Source organism: Paenibacillus salivarius (assembly GCF_051307165.1).
In the GTDB taxonomy this organism is placed as follows: domain Bacteria; phylum Bacillota; class Bacilli; order Paenibacillales; family Paenibacillaceae; genus Fontibacillus.
Genome location: NZ_CP195592.1, coordinates 5,036,210 through 5,050,969 on the forward strand (window position 1 = coordinate 5,036,210; position 14,760 = coordinate 5,050,969).

A 14,760-nucleotide genomic window follows, 5' to 3' on the forward strand; every position below is an offset into this window, starting at 1 on the left:
TCTCCTAAAACTAGTTAGTTAAATCAATTAGCAATAGAATTAATTATTTCTAACAACTCGGTATGTGCCTCTTTATTTACTTCACTCAATCGTTCAATGAAATGCTTGGCACGCTCATTTTCACCGATATAGTTTAGGAAATATGAAATATTAAATAGTGTATCTGAATCACGTTCATTTAGGAAATATCCATTCTCAAAATAAGGGAGAACCTTATTAAGTTGTCCTTTTTCAAAATGGGCAACTCCAATGCAATTCAGTAATTCTGTTTTCTGTTCCAAGTCTGAGAAAGTAATTGCTTGAATCACTTCTGCATAAGAATAGTCATGAAGTTTGTTTACGATCTCTTCTTTCTCTTGTTGGTTATTCAAAATATAAGAGAAGGTGTCCCCTAAATCGTGCTTTGTTGCACTAACTATATACTGATAAGCATTAAACTGCTCCCGTAAATTGGGATCAATGTATGGAATGATTTTATGAACGAGTGAATTCTCATCAATATTATTCGTTACCGTTTTAATGGCTACATTAAGCCTAAAATAACCGGTTTGGAGCATCATTTTCTGAATTTCTTGCAAGGTAAAAAATCTTATATGGGTCCTGTCAAGCAATCCGGCATTTGTATAAGTCCAGGACCCTTTTAGTAAACTGTCAATAACACTGTAGTGCATTATATTTGGAATACTAGCTATAACCTTCCCTTCCGGTTTAAGATATCTCTTGATCCGAGTCAGTACCTTCCATGGATCATACAAATGTTCAAGAACATCGCCGAATATAATATAATCAAAAAAATTATCCGGGTATGACAATCCTTCTTTTTCAATATCTTCATTACGCACATCAGCAATGAGTCCTGCGATTGAAGCAGCAGCGTCATTTAGTTCGATTCCATATAAGTTACTGTTCTTGTAGGTGTTTTTGATATGAAGAAGGGTACCGCCACATGCACATCCTACTTCGAGTACATTAATGGGTTCTGAAGGATTACTATCTATCATGCTGCTTATGTCAAATCGAATACCCTGAGAATAATCGGGATTAAATCCCCATTTATCTTCAAATTTCTTTGCGTTCTCATTCAACAATTTCCGAAAAGTAGCTGCATTATTTCCAAAAGAAACACTGCCATAATGATGAATAAATGTATCCTTACACAGTATTAATTTATAGCCGGCCTTCCGAATTCTTATTGAAAAATCATCATCCTCGTAATTTCCAGGGGTAAATCTCTCGTCAAGCATTCCCACTTGATCGATTACAGCACGTTTTACTAAGAAGCAAAAACCCACCAGTTTTAATCGTTCTTCCCACTTAGTGGAATCTGACTGATTAAAGTTTTTAGAAAAATAGTGCATTTCATCGAGTCCAGTATAGGAAACAGGAACAGTCTGGGCATAGGAACAACTATTGGTTACGCAACTTACTGCTCCAATATTCTCATCGCTATAAAGGCAATGAGTAAGGTTATCGAGCCAGTTTTCCGTGACAATAGTATCATTATTCAACAACAGGATCGTATCCCCCGATGATATTTCTATGCCTTGGTTACATCCTTTAGGGAAGCCTAGATTACTTTCATTTAAAATGGAAGTTACATCCGCTTGATCTTTGAGCCATTGCTGGGTCCCGTCTGAGGAGCAGTTATCTACAACGATAAGCTCGTATGTGCCTTGTTTGGTATAACGACGGATACTTTCAATGCATTGAATTGTAAATTCTAGTTTATTGTAAGTTAAAATTACTATACTTGTTTTCATAAATATCCCCTATTCAAAAGTAAATTTATAATCCTTTCGCCCATTCCGAGACAGGAGTCAATTCCTTCATCATCCGTGAAACTTCCCGAGCTTCTATAAGATTATGGTTTCTTGACAGAAGCTCGTAACACTTCTCCAAAACATCGAAGCTGACGCTCCTCTTTAATGCCTCATCGAAGAATCTCAAGCTTTCATTATCATTTCCGTCTTTCATAAGACAATGAGCTATCCATACCAGGCCTTCTCTATCGACACGATCCAAATGGCCTTCCATAATCTGCATTGAAATTTCTTTAAAACCATAATTGTATAGATGTTGGGCAAAAGCAAATTGTACATCATAATTTCGTACTGAAGTAACAAAGTAATCAATTAAGTCAAATTCTTTTAAAATGATTAGCTTCTCAAAAAGGTTCGCTATTAATTTTGAAGCATCCTTAGATAATTTATGTTCTTTTATTTCCGACCGCTCTGAAATCCGTTGCAATATCTTTATATCTTTTTCTCTAATCGAGAAATTAGATTTATATTTTGAAATCAGTGTTTTTTCCTGGATGATTGCGCATAACAAAATGTCTTCCATTTGTTCATCATCGTATTCATAACTATCTCTATTCCAATAATCAGCAGCCTCTTGATATCTTCCACTGTATAAAAAGCCTATTGACTTAATATTATCATCCACATTGTGTTGATACATTTCACTAAATTTATATAAAAGCGGATTCCTTAATTTATATAAAACACCTATCATTTCTTTCAGATCATCTAATGTTTCTATTTTCCAAGTCTTCGTAATAAATTCAAAGGCATCTTCAACAGAAGACCCCTTCGTTAAATCTATCATTAGCTTAACGGCAGGCATGTAATGCTTGTTTATTCGAAGGGCCGAAATAATACTTTTTATTGCCTCCTGTATATTGCCCTTCTTATGATGTAATCCTGCCAATGAAGTTAATGCCATATAGCTCCCGACTCCATGAAAAGTCATCATTTCTGAGTCTTTTACTTCACCCAGTCTTAGGCACTTCTCAAAACTATTTGAAGCATCATTCCAATAATTTATAGAATCATATATTTGGCCCTTCAGATAATACAGGTCCGTATAATTCTCATACACCGAAATGGCTTCATTACAAATTATCAAAGCGCTATTATATTGCTCCAGTTCCATGTAACACTGAATAAGGCTAGTAATCAATTTGCTTATATAGCTATATTGGGTACTTAAGGGAAATGCCTTTTCAAGCATCGTGATTGCTTTTTCATACTCCCCCATCATTTTATACTGGATGCCCAAGTTAAATAGCCCGAATCCCGTCTCTTTCTCTTTTAAATCAGCAAGTAGGAGATCTAGATTCCGCTGCTCTTTCTTCTTTTCATTTATAACATCCCGTAAATATCCGTCATGATGGACCAAAACAGCTAAAGGGCTCTGGGTGTATCCCTCATCTATTGGAACAATGATTTGTTCATGTATCCGGCCAGTAAATCTAAATTCTGGACAATTTTTAAACAAGCGAATTGCTGAATGAATTGTGCTTACCCCTCCTTTTAAGACGCTCTTTATGCTCAAAAAATAGGCATCCTCCGAAAGGGGCTCTAGAAGCGGACCATGCTCTTTGTCAATGTACTCATCTGCATCTAATACCAAAATATATTCTCCGGTAGCATGGATTAATGATTCGTTTCTTGCTTTTGCAAAATCATTCTTCCATTCAAAATGAAATACCTTTGCCTCATAGGCTTTCGCAATATCAATCGTCCGATCCGTTGATCCGGTATCAACTATAATGATTTCATCGACGATCCCCTTTGTACTTAACAAGCATCGTTCTAGAAACCTTTCTTCATCTTTCACAATCATGCAGAGACTTATCGAATTTTTTCGCATAAAAATTCTCCCTATTTTTCCAATGATGTCAATCTGATAATAGCTGCTTTGTAGCCGTCTTTTGCCGAAAGTAAGTAATGCTTCTTTGCAGTATCTACGTGCCCAAGGATTTCCCAGTATATACCCAGATTATAGTGCGCCTTAAAACTTCCTACTCCCCTTGATGTTTCGTATTTTGTGGGATCCGCTTCACCTAAAACCAAACAATGATTGAAAACTGAAGGAATTAATTCTAGTGTGGAAGGATGATTCATTGATGTTAACATTAAACCATATATAAAATATAGATCGGTATAATCACTGAAATGATCAATACCTGACTCTATATATTTATTCAAAAGAGAATAATTTTTTAAGTAATAGAGACTATAGCAAATGGTTAACCAAGCATTTGGAGCGTATGGGATTTTAGCAACTTCTTTCTCAGGAATTAAATCGATCATTCTACTTAGGATCTCAAAGCTCTCTTGGTATTCTTTTGCAACATAGTAGGTTTTCCCTAATTGATATAAAATATACAAATCATTCTTTTCCTTGTTTGCAGCATTCATTAGAATTTGCAGATTTCTTTGGATTTTATTTTTGCTATCTATATACTCCGGTTTATATCCATAGTGAAGAAGAATAATATGAGTGTCTATACTTTGAGGCGTGCGACCCATATATCGAAGTTGTTCATGAATCTCTCCGGAATATCGGTAGTCCGGAGTATTAGGAAATATTCTCGTTGATTGACTATAGGAGTAATCCTCCTGTCCTACCAAGTTTTTTATGATGACTCGGCCAGGTAAAGAGTGGTCACTATCTATATAATTTTTAAGTTCCATTATTGAATCATGCGCTAATCTTTCATCAGCATCAATAGTAAGTATATGCGGCTGTGTCGCTAATCGTAAAACTCTGTTTCTGGCTTCAGCAAAATTCTCATTCCAACTTATTGATATCACTTTCGCTCCAAAACTTTGAGCTATTTGAACAGAGTTATCACTTGAACCCGTATCTGCAATTATAATTTCCGATGCGTAATCCACAACAGATTTAAGGCAATCTTCAAGAAAATACTCCTCGTCTTTTACAATCATGCATATGGATAATGGAAGACGGCTCATGTTAATCTCTGCCTCTCGTTAAAGATAATCAGGGTACCTTTCGGGTACCCTGATAGTGAATAATTATTGATATTGATAGTTTAAAGAATTACTTACTTTTCCATCAGGATTTGTAACAGTTACTGTCACTGAAGCTGGAGCAGTTACTGCTGGAGCCCTGAATCTGATAGTCCCCGAGTCCAATACAGTAGCGTCAAGCGTTGTTGTACCGATAGTAACTTTAGCCCCTGCCTGGAAATTGGTTCCATATAAATAAATTAAATTATTTCCACCTATCGGCCCGCTTGTCGGGCTAATTGAAGTTAGCGTTGGCACGATGACCGGTGGCGCATCATAAGTGTAAGTAGTTGTAACCGACTGATTATCAGAGTTCGTCAATTTAAGTTCCACTGGTCCTGATGTTGAACTAGCCGGTACTCGGAATCTAATTGTTCCTGCGTCAAGATAGGTGATTGCAAGCGGTGCTCCACCCCAAGTAGCAGTTATGCCGTCCCGGAAATTACTTCCATAAACATACACCAAGCCTCCACCTGCCAGTGGTCCATGATTTGGAGTAATCGAAGCAATTGTTGGTGCCGGCAATGCTGGAGGTGCCTCATAAGTAAAGGATGTGGCAGCTTGTGATCCACCTGCGCTTGTTAATTCTACCGGTACAGTCCCTGATGCAGAGGCAGCCGGAGTACGGAAGCGAATAGAACTGACGTCCAGGAATTCAAAACTTACAACTTGTCCGTTAATTCTAAGTGTCATATCAGATTTGAAGTTAGTCCCATAAACATAGACTAACTGTCCACCCGCAGTAGTACCCTTGGCTGGTGATATCCCCGTTATAGTAATTGGTGTTTCCTGATAGGTATATCCATTAGCCAGGGTAGCCAGTTGTCCGTCGGGGTTAACTACTTTAACATCAACGGATCCTAGGACGTTAGTTGAAGGGGCTAAAACGCGAATCTGCGTAGCATCAAGCAAAGAAACAGATTTGACCTCGGTATTTCCAAACCATACTTTAACACCCGGCTGGTAATTTTCACCTTTAATATACACGTAGTTATTACCGCTTGCAGATCCTGTATTTGGAGTAACGCTTGTAATAGTTGGGCCTAATGGTTTTGGCGGCTCAGTAAATGTAAAAGCTTGCAGTGCCACGGCTTCCTGTAAATCCGGATTGACAACCTTTACATCAACTATTTCTGCTTGAGGCCAAACAGGTGAACGGAATCGTAGCATATTATCAGCCAGCAAGGTAACCGGCACTTCAGTATTATTTAAATACAATTTGATACCAGCTTGATAGTCACTACCATTAATATAAATCAAAGTTCCTCCAGTAATTAAACTCGAATTCGGGCTTACGCTCGAAATCGTTGGCGGTTTAACGACTGGCGCTTCATACGCATACCCATCGATCAAAACAGCTTCTTCCCCATCTGGATTCACTACCTTAACATCAACAGATTCTGCCGTTGACCATACAGGTGTTCTAAATCTCAAATTAGTATCAGATACAAATGAAGCTGTCACTAACGTATTATCCAAATACACTTTCGCTCCCGCTACAAAATTAGTCCCATTTACGGTAACTAACTCTCCACCAGAAGTAAGACCTTTATTTGGAGTCACCCCTGTAATTGTTGGAGCCGGTGCCTTTGGCGGTTCTGTATAATTAAAACCATCTGTTATAACAACTTCTTGCAAATCTGGATTTACTACCTTAACATCAATTAATTCAGCCTTGGTCCATACCGGAGTTTTAACAGTTAATTCATTTTCTGAAATAAAGGATGCTGAAAGCTCTTTGCTATCAAAATATACTTTTGCCCCCGATACAAAACCGGTTCCTTTTATAGATACCAGGGTTCCCCCGCTAATCAATCCCTCTTTTGGAGTGATAGTTGTTATTGTAGGAGGAGGCGGAGCAAGATATTGATAACCATCTTCTAAAAGCCCTTCTTGAAGATCAGGGTTGACCACCTTTACATCAACAGATTCAACCGCGGCCCAAGCTGGAGTACGGAACCGCAATTGCTTATCCGAAACAAATGTGACACTTATATCCACATCATTAAAAAACAATTTGGCTCCAGGTTGAAATCCTTCTCCATTTAAAGTAACCAATTCGTTACCTTTCATTTGTCCACTATTGGGAGTTAGCCCGCTAATGACCGGAGGAGCAGCTTTTGGTGGCTCCAGGTAGGTATATCCGTCTGCAAGAATAAACTCTTCTTGACTTGGGTTAACAATTTTAACATTTACTTTCCCTGGAACAGACCATGCAGGAGCGCGGAACTTCGCTTCTGTAGAGGACACCAGAGTCATAGAAACTTCAGTTGAATTAAAGTACAACTTTGCGCCGGGTTCGATATTTGTTCCCTTCAAGACAATTAATTCCGACCCCTGCAACTGACCTTCATTCGGTGTAAGACTTTCGATAGTAGGCTTAAGTGGAGCTATATAAGTATAACCATCTGCAACAGTCACACTACGTTGATCCGGATTTTCAACTGTTACATCAACTGGCCCTTCACTCAAAGCTTTCGGTACAGTTACGTTTAGAGTATTAGCACTTCTGAAAATTACTTTTGGTGAAAATTGATCCCCAAATTTCACCTTGACTCCATCCAGGAAATACTGGCCTGATATGGACACGGTCTCTCCTCCAGCCATTGGCCCACTGGAAGGTGTTATGGCAGTAACTACCGGATCAGCAAAATAAGTATATTTTGCACCCGCTTGCTGTCTATCATCATTCATTACAACCAAATCTACTGTCCCTTGCCCGCCTGCTGGTGCCTGAACACGTATTTCTGTCGGGCTAATGTATTGAACGTTTGAAGCTTGGGTCGGCCCAAACTTAACAATTGGATTAGGTCTGAAATTGGTACCGGTTATCACAACTGTTTCGCCGCCTTGTACATAACCACTATCCGGCTCAACCTTTTCAATTGTAGGTTTAGGGTATGCGACCGTTAAATTAACCGCTGGAATTAATAATTTTCTTTGTGCTCCGGTATAATCTTTATAGATGATAGAGGAATCGACTGCGGATACTGGAAAAGTACCTGTTAATTGTCCCTCTTTGTGCCGAATTTTGTATGTAAACGTAAGGACATCTTTTTTCAGCTCCAGAAAGTCCCATCTGAGCGTGTTACCTTCTACAACTGGCTTCGGAATATTATTGTCGTAGGAACCGGGAACGATTTCAAACTCCGGTGATACGATATCCTTAACAATTACATCATATGCGCTCGCAAGTCCGATTTCTTGAACAATTGCTGCATAAATATCTGCGAGTCCTACCGAACCAAGAACGAAATGATGGTGGTGCGAAGTAGTCGCCATTTCTTTTAATAATAAATTCGGTCCACTCGTATTAGGATTAGCATTAGATAATAGCAAGGCAATCGTATAGAATACAATTCCTTCATCCTTGGCCTGTGCTGCATTTTCTAGGGCGTATTCATACGGATTTTTTGACGGCTGCGTAGCATCGCCATCAGTCATGAGTACAATTACCGGTTGTGCATCCGGACGGTGGTCGGCAAGCAATTGTCTGGCCATTTTAATTGCATCACCCGTAGCAGTAGAGCCACCCGCTCTCAAGCCATTAATGTAGTTTTTCACTGCTGTTTTATCTGTAGTTAACGGAAAGGAACTTATGCTTGTATCAGAGCTATAATCGACAACGCCGACTCTGTGTTTAGTTAAGTCCATTAAATCAACAAAGCCTTTTGCCGAATCAATCGCTGCTTGCATTTTGTTCTCGTCCGACATACTTCCCGATCTGTCAATAATCAAGACGACATCATTCGGGCGAATTACATTGACGGGTGGCGTACCTGTAATATTTAAAGTTACTAGCGCCTCTTCTTCTGTAGTTATTGAAGTTGGGCTTACTGTTTTACTGACAGTTACATAATTATCAGCCGCCTTAGCGCCTATTGGTGGAAACAACACAAATAGTAATGAAACAATTGTAAAAAGTGTTATGATTTTCTTCATTTTGTTCACTTACAGCCCTCCTTTTAAAAACTATCTTTTTTTATCAATAAAATAAGATTCATTCTGTCCCACCGAATACGAGTACTGTTCGAGTGCTGTTTTTTGTTTTTCATATGTCTTTCGTTCCTGTCTCAAACTCTCTCTCTCGGCGGTGATTCTTTTGATAAGAGTCTGATTAAGCTGATTTACCTCATACAATAACTCTCTAAAATTAGCATCAATTTTATACGATTGTAATTTCAAGTAAAGTTCGTTCAATTTCTTTTCTCTACTTAAATATAGCTCAACAACTTCGTCGCTCTCTAATACTTCATCATAGATCCGCTTTATGGCAAGCAACAATTCTTTAGGAGAATCACTCATATCGCATTGCCGCTCTTAACAATTTGTAGTGCTTGCTTCCAGGTTTCCAGCATTCCCTTAGCAAATTCGAGAACTTCATCCAGCAAATTAAGATCATGTTTGATAATTACTGTGGCTATGCACTGGGCGTAAAACCCATACAATTCATACAAGTCTTTAGACAACTCGTATTTCATATTCAGGGTAGACATCAACTCAAAAAGTATGGTTCTACTTTTATGAAGAGATTCCATACCAAGTTGCCACTCCCCTTGGATACCCGTCTGACGAGCTTTCAATAAACAACGAACCAGCTCCTGATAAACCAGCAGCGTTAATTCTCCAGGGGAAGCCGTCTCTACCTGAACTTTCAAATACTTATCCTGTATGTTTGTATGCATATTTCCTCACATTCCATTCTCTACTTTATTTTACATACTACAACGAGCTAAGTTGTGAAGTAAGCCACGATCCTTTATTATTTAAAGATTGGAGCGCCTGTTCCATTGCCGTAAACTTTTTGTAATACCGGTTTTCAATTAGTGTAAGCCGGTCTTGGAGACTTGAGGCTTTATTGTTAATCTGTTTCAACTGCTCCCCTAGGACACTATCATCCACTGATTCTAGTGATCCAAATCCGACCTTCTTATTAATTTTACTAATCTGATTGTTTATTGATTCATATATCCGTTCTGCAAAGCCCAACTCCGCAAACCTTTTTTGCTTATTTTCGGCAGTATCTGAAGGAATGCTGGATGTATGTGTAAAGATATTCTTGACCGTATCTAAATCCGTGCTTAAAGCATTTTTCAGCTTCTCTTCATCAATTTGCAATTTTCCGTTTTGCTTGGCATCCGTCATTACTGTAATCCCAATTTTGCTTAGAAGCACAAGATTATCATCTCCCAGCTTAACAGGATCTCGAAGTGCTTTTCGAAAGTCATCAAGAGCCCCTTTTAAAATAGAGTCGTTATAAAGGGTTCCTTGCCGGGCCTTCTCTTCCCACTTTTCAACCTGCTTATCAGTCATTGCTTCCTTTTCTTCATCCAGCAATGGTTGATAATCCCGGTCTGGTCTTGTCGTTGCAGCCGTGTAGAATTTGTCAATAATGGAATTATACTGATTTACAAATTCTTTAATATTGTTGAATGCAGTATCTGTGGATTTCGTTACTGTAATAGATACGGCTTCCAATGTAGGAGATTTTAAATTAAACGTTAGTCCGTTGAGTGTAAAATTATTTGTTGCACTTTCCAGAGCATTAGCACCTACAGCATCATTAAGTTCAAACTTTGCATTTTTCCCCTCACTGGAAAGCGTTGAGAAATTAAAAATGCTTGTAAAGGCACCGTCAGTATCATCTACGGTTATTGTAGATTGTGCACCCGTAACTTCTGTTGTAAGGAAGAGTCGCTTTGTATTAGAGTCAAAATTAGCCTTAACCCCTGTCGTTCCAGACTGAGCATTAATATCTGAAACAATGGATTCAATGGTCGACGTCCCTTGAGTAATGCTAATTTCTGTCGAGGTGCCATTCGGCCCTGTAATTTTAATTTTTCCACTTTGGTTAACAACATCGGTAGGTTGGGTTCCTGAAGGCAATGCATTCCCTGTTAACGAGGCTGATGTAGCCAGGTTCAGCACTTTGATCGAATTATAACCGGCCGCCGCACCGCTTGAACCTGTAACTTCCACCGCACCCGAGTTACTGGAAGTGACCTGTTTGCTTTCGAACGAACTGCTAAATCTAAGTTTTTCCACGGCGTTTCTAAATGCCGACAAAGCAGTATTCATCGTTCGGTAATCTTCCCGCTGCCAGATCAGGCTGGTCTTCTGCCGTGTTAGTTTTTGAAGGGGAACACGCTCAACATCCATTAATCCCTTTACAATACTATCAATATCCATTCCCGAACCTAAACCAGTGTATCTGATTGGGTTGTACAAAGAGCTGGTAATGCTGCTCATTATAGAACAACCTCCTTTCAGCGTTTTTCATCAACAAATATCCCAAGATTTTGACACAAATTGTATACGAGATCAAGCATTTTTTCAGGAGGAATCTCCTTTATCACCTCGTCAGTTTTTATATCCACGATTTTAACTACGATAGAACGCGTTTTTTCATGAATACTGACCTTCAGCGCAGTTCCATTCTCTTGTAACGTTTTGTTGTATTTTTCCACCAGCTGATTCAATTCCTGTTCTTTCACCGAGTCTAGCTCAACGGAATTTAGTTGAACGTTCGTATTTGCAACAGGAAAATCAAATTCCAAGCGTTTAAAAGAAGAACTGGAAGGCTGGGCCTGCTCCCCTGATATTCTCATATCATTTCCCTCCGATTATATGAAAAAACCGGCCGGAAAACCGGCCGGCCCATCCCAAATGATTTGATTAACGAAGCAATTGCAATACGCCTTGAGGTTGTTGGTTAGCTTGTGCCAACATCGCAGTTGCTGCTTGTTGAAGAATGTTGTTCTTCGTGAATTCGGACATTTCTTTAGCCATATCCACATCACGGATACGGGATTCAGCTGCTTGCAGGTTCTCAGCAGTTGTACCCAGGTTGTTGATAGTATGCTCCAAACGGTTTTGAACAGCACCAAGATCGGAACGGATTTGGGATACTGTATTGATTGCTGATTGTACAGCAGTCAGTTTAGTTGCCGCAGTAGCATTGGTAGGAGTAGCAGCAAGGGAACCCAACGCAGTGAAGTCTACGCCGAGAGTTGTTGCGTCAGCCTTTTGCAATGCAACAGTAATCGTTTCGCCGGCATTAGCACCAACTTGGAAAGTAAGGTTGCCAGTTACGTTAGCAGCAATCAGCTTCTTGCCGTTAAATTGCGTTTGAGTTGCGATGCTGTCAATTTGAGCAGACAATTGAGCAATTTCGGCGTCGATTTTTTCAGCATCGGAAGTGGTCAGAGTTTCGTTACCACCTTGTACATACAGCTCAGCCATACGTTGCAGCATCGAATGAGTTTCATTCAAGGCGCCTTCAGCCACTTGAATCAGGGAGATTCCGTCAAGGGCGTTACGATTTGCTTGCTCAAGGCCGCGAATTTGGTTACGCATTTTCTCGGAAATCGCCAAACCTGCAGCATCGTCCGCCGCACGGTTGATCCGGTAGCCAGAGGACAATTTCTCCAGGGATTTGCCTTGTTGAGTGTTGTTGAAAGTCAATTGACGCTGAGTGTTGTAAGAACTGATATTGTGGTTAATACGCATGATAAATTCCTCCTTGGATTGTACTGGTGCTTAGCATCCTTGCTTACACCCTTATTTGGTCAAATACATGGCTTGCGGCCGTCAACACCATGCCTTTCGTCCCATGATATATATATCGGACAAGTTTTGAGTTTGTTAATAGGTTTTTTGGATTTTTTTAAAATTATTTTTTGGAAGAAGGTATAATTTTCGAAAGAAAATCCCTAGCCTCCTCCGGAGAATCCACGGCCGAGTCTTTGTTTTGTTTCTGTATCAATTCATATATCTCTTCACGGTAGATGGTTACATTCCCTGGCGCCTCAATCCCTATTTTGACCTGATCCCCGGAAATATCCACCACAGAAATCACGATATCCTGATTGATCATAATTTTCTGGCCTTTATTTCTCGATAAAATCAGCATGTTGCTCCTCCCCTGCTTTGGGACTCATAATAGGATAACGGGGGCCATATTCCGATTGCTCCAATATAACCTGGGCAGCTATCAGCGTTTCGGCGTTTAAGATAATAGGAGCCCGTAAATTCATACTGATATCGGAAGGCGACCTGACGGTTACAATCGATCTGACAATGACCTGCTCCTCCCTCTCAATCTGCAGCAAATCCAGCCAACGTTTCTCTAAGGTAAAATCATACTCTGGACAAAAAAGGAACGGGTCCGTCAAAATGAAGGTTAAATGTTCATCATTCAGGGATTGTATGAATTCAAATCCTCCGTTTTCTTCTGCAATGGCAACAAACTGTTTGCTTTCATCGAATCCCAAAATAGGAGAGGCAAAGTTCCAAGTTTTGTTCGGCTCGACATTAATCTTACCGAATCTTGCTGTGTTAATTTCCATGGGATACCTCCATTTTGTTATCACAAAATAAGAAATAGCTATATGAAACATCCTGCGTTCATTATAGCTATTTGCGATTCACCTACACAACTTCGTCCAAATTTCGGCCGGTTGCTGTGATAAATATAAAGTTTTTCTGAATTAGATACGGATTGACTTTGCCGGGATAATAGTCAACCACAGGTTTTCGCAATTCCGGATCTGCTGTCACTCTCCCAGACATATAATTCATGGATAGTGAACCGGGTGTAAAAGTTACATCTACGTTATCATAGTTTGGCTCTCCCCGGGTCTCAATTGGGCGTTCCTTAAGCGCATTTTGCCGGGCAATTTCTGCAAAAGCATTCCCCTGTTTTTGAATTGCCATCATACGGTCACCAGCCTGGGCAATTTCCGCGATATTTTGCATCGAAGACTCTAAGGAACCCTGAGCAATCCGGTCGGTAAGTTCATCGAATTTAGCTCTGCCCAATGCCGACCAAGCCTTCCGAGGGTCAACCTCTAATTTTCCTTCTGTACGCTCAATACTAATCTTACCGTGTTCTTGGTGTAAGTTTAGAAGGGGCCTTGGCTGTTTGATATCCCACTGTCCTTTGGTCGTTTCCAATCCAAGTTTAGTGAACCCTTGTTGAATTTGAACTCGAGGTATTTGCAATTTAACCCCCCCTTACCTCAAGAAGTCCACCAAACTCGGCCGGATAATGCGTGCCATTGTATCAAGGGATGCTTGGTATATACTTTCTGCTGTTTTTAGTTCTGTAATTACGGACGGCATATCAGCATCCTCCGTCAAAGATTGAAGACTTACATAGTTTAAATTTAAATCTCCCAAACGGCTAGCTGTGAACTCTAGTCGATTCTGTTTACCGCCCACTTCCGCTTGGGCAGTAATGACATTTTCCAAACATCCCTGCAATCTTGGAATGATATTCTGAATTGCCGACGTTCCGGAAGCACTCGTATCCGCAAGAGCGGTTTTGAAGTCATCCAAAACCTTAAACAAGGAAGTGGCATCGCCATATTTCCCAAACACCTTATCTCCGACCAAATTCACTGACACATATATTCCTGCTCCGATTTGATATTTAACTTCGCCAGTATCCAACTCATACTTATTTGTTTGATCCGTCGTATTCCCTGGATCTGCAGTATAAGGTTGTTCATCCACACGTTCGCCGTTGAAAATATACTTGCCTTTGAATTGTGAATTCCCCAGTGAGACCAATTGCTTATATAACTGATCGACTTCTTGGGAAATATTATTTCTAGCATCTCCCGGTACTGTATCCGTCCCGCCTTGAACAGCCAACTCCGATAATCGTTGTATAATTGAAGTTGTTTCAGTAAGTACACTATCCGTAAAAGCCATCCAAGAATTTGCGTCCTCCACATTCTCCTCAAACTGAGTCGTAGAACTAATCTCCGCACGATAGTGCAACGCGCTCGAAACGCCGACCGGGTCGTCGGAAGGACGATTCAAACGGCGGTTGGTCATCATTTGTTCCTGGTACTTGTCGATTCGCTGAAAGTTTCTTTGCAAATTGCTCATCATGGCGCTGCTCATCATTGATTGAGTAATACGCATTAAATCA

The 14,760-nt window shown here is 40.0% G+C and carries 13 protein-coding genes; all 13 read right to left on the reverse strand.

Annotated features, from left to right (window positions below; translation table 11 throughout):
- Positions 1–23 precede the first annotated feature (23 nt).
- The gene (locus ACSFXJ_RS23425) at positions 24–1,760 is read right to left on the reverse strand and encodes a glycosyltransferase (protein WP_435922714.1); all 1,737 of its coding nucleotides are present in this window, start codon (positions 1,758–1,760) and stop codon (positions 24–26) included.
- Positions 1,761–1,785: 25 nt separating this feature from the next.
- Positions 1,786–3,654, reverse strand: coding sequence for a glycosyltransferase (locus ACSFXJ_RS23430; protein WP_435922715.1), 1,869 nt, complete (start codon positions 3,652–3,654; stop codon positions 1,786–1,788).
- Between the two features lie 11 nt (positions 3,655–3,665).
- Entirely contained in the window at positions 3,666–4,763 is a 1,098-nt protein-coding gene (locus ACSFXJ_RS23435; protein ID WP_435922716.1) for a glycosyltransferase, read from the reverse strand.
- Between the two features lie 63 nt (positions 4,764–4,826).
- Positions 4,827–8,762: an IPT/TIG domain-containing protein gene (locus ACSFXJ_RS23440; RefSeq protein WP_435925839.1), complete on the reverse strand. Its 3,936-nt coding sequence runs from the start codon at positions 8,760–8,762 to the stop codon at positions 4,827–4,829.
- Positions 8,763–8,792: 30 nt separating this feature from the next.
- Positions 8,793–9,125 carry a hypothetical protein gene (locus tag ACSFXJ_RS23445; protein ID WP_435922717.1) on the reverse strand — a complete coding sequence of 111 codons (333 nt, stop codon included), beginning with the start codon at positions 9,123–9,125 and terminating at the stop codon, positions 8,793–8,795.
- Entirely contained in the window at positions 9,122–9,478 is a 357-nt protein-coding gene (fliS, locus tag ACSFXJ_RS23450; RefSeq protein ID WP_435922718.1) for a flagellar export chaperone FliS, read from the reverse strand. Before fliS ends, ACSFXJ_RS23445 begins: the two co-directional genes overlap by 4 nt.
- A gap of 64 nt (positions 9,479–9,542) precedes the next feature.
- Positions 9,543–11,069 (reverse strand): flagellar filament capping protein FliD, encoded by a 1,527-nt coding sequence (gene fliD / locus ACSFXJ_RS23455; RefSeq protein WP_435922719.1) that lies wholly within the window; start codon positions 11,067–11,069, stop codon positions 9,543–9,545.
- A 17-nt stretch (positions 11,070–11,086) separates the two neighbouring features.
- A complete protein-coding gene (locus ACSFXJ_RS23460; RefSeq protein WP_435922720.1) occupies positions 11,087–11,428 on the reverse strand; it encodes a flagellar protein FlaG in 342 nt (113 codons plus the stop codon).
- 67 nt (positions 11,429–11,495) lie between these two features.
- On the reverse strand, positions 11,496–12,329 hold the full coding sequence (locus ACSFXJ_RS23465) for a flagellin (RefSeq protein ID WP_435922721.1): 834 nt from the start codon (positions 12,327–12,329) through the stop codon (positions 11,496–11,498).
- Positions 12,330–12,492: 163 nt separating this feature from the next.
- Positions 12,493–12,732, reverse strand: coding sequence for a carbon storage regulator CsrA (gene csrA, locus ACSFXJ_RS23470; protein ID WP_435922722.1), 240 nt, complete (start codon positions 12,730–12,732; stop codon positions 12,493–12,495).
- A complete protein-coding gene (gene fliW / locus ACSFXJ_RS23475; protein ID WP_435922723.1) occupies positions 12,710–13,168 on the reverse strand; it encodes a flagellar assembly protein FliW in 459 nt (152 codons plus the stop codon). The genes csrA and fliW overlap by 23 nt, the downstream gene beginning before the upstream one ends.
- Positions 13,169–13,250: 82 nt before the next feature.
- Positions 13,251–13,823 (reverse strand): DUF6470 family protein, encoded by a 573-nt coding sequence (locus ACSFXJ_RS23480; RefSeq protein WP_435922724.1) that lies wholly within the window; start codon positions 13,821–13,823, stop codon positions 13,251–13,253.
- A 12-nt stretch (positions 13,824–13,835) separates the two neighbouring features.
- A complete protein-coding gene (gene flgL / locus ACSFXJ_RS23485; protein WP_435922725.1) occupies positions 13,836–14,753 on the reverse strand; it encodes a flagellar hook-associated protein FlgL in 918 nt (305 codons plus the stop codon).
- Positions 14,754–14,760: the final 7 nt, after the last annotated feature.

Bases quoted from the DNA above. Each gene is read 5' to 3' on its own strand.
- ACSFXJ_RS23445 (WP_435922717.1), bottom strand. From the start codon at position 9,125: ATGAGTGATTCTCCTAAAGAATTGTTGCTTGCCATAAAGCGGATCTAT.
- fliD (WP_435922719.1), bottom strand. From the start codon at position 11,069: ATGAGCAGCATTACCAGCTCTTTGTACAACCCAATCAGATACACTGGT.
- ACSFXJ_RS23460 (WP_435922720.1), bottom strand. From the start codon at position 11,428: ATGAGAATATCAGGGGAGCAGGCCCAGCCTTCCAGTTCTTCTTTTAAA.
- fliW (WP_435922723.1), bottom strand. From the start codon at position 13,168: ATGGAAATTAACACAGCAAGATTCGGTAAGATTAATGTCGAGCCGAAC.
- ACSFXJ_RS23425 (WP_435922714.1), bottom strand. From the start codon at position 1,760: ATGAAAACAAGTATAGTAATTTTAACTTACAATAAACTAGAATTTACA.
- csrA (WP_435922722.1), bottom strand. From the start codon at position 12,732: ATGCTGATTTTATCGAGAAATAAAGGCCAGAAAATTATGATCAATCAG.
- ACSFXJ_RS23435 (WP_435922716.1), bottom strand. From the start codon at position 4,763: ATGAGCCGTCTTCCATTATCCATATGCATGATTGTAAAAGACGAGGAG.
- flgL (WP_435922725.1), bottom strand. From the start codon at position 14,753: ATGCGTATTACTCAATCAATGATGAGCAGCGCCATGATGAGCAATTTG.
- ACSFXJ_RS23465 (WP_435922721.1), bottom strand. From the start codon at position 12,329: ATGCGTATTAACCACAATATCAGTTCTTACAACACTCAGCGTCAATTG.
- ACSFXJ_RS23440 (WP_435925839.1), bottom strand. From the start codon at position 8,762: ATGAAGAAAATCATAACACTTTTTACAATTGTTTCATTACTATTTGTG.
- ACSFXJ_RS23430 (WP_435922715.1), bottom strand. From the start codon at position 3,654: ATGCGAAAAAATTCGATAAGTCTCTGCATGATTGTGAAAGATGAAGAA.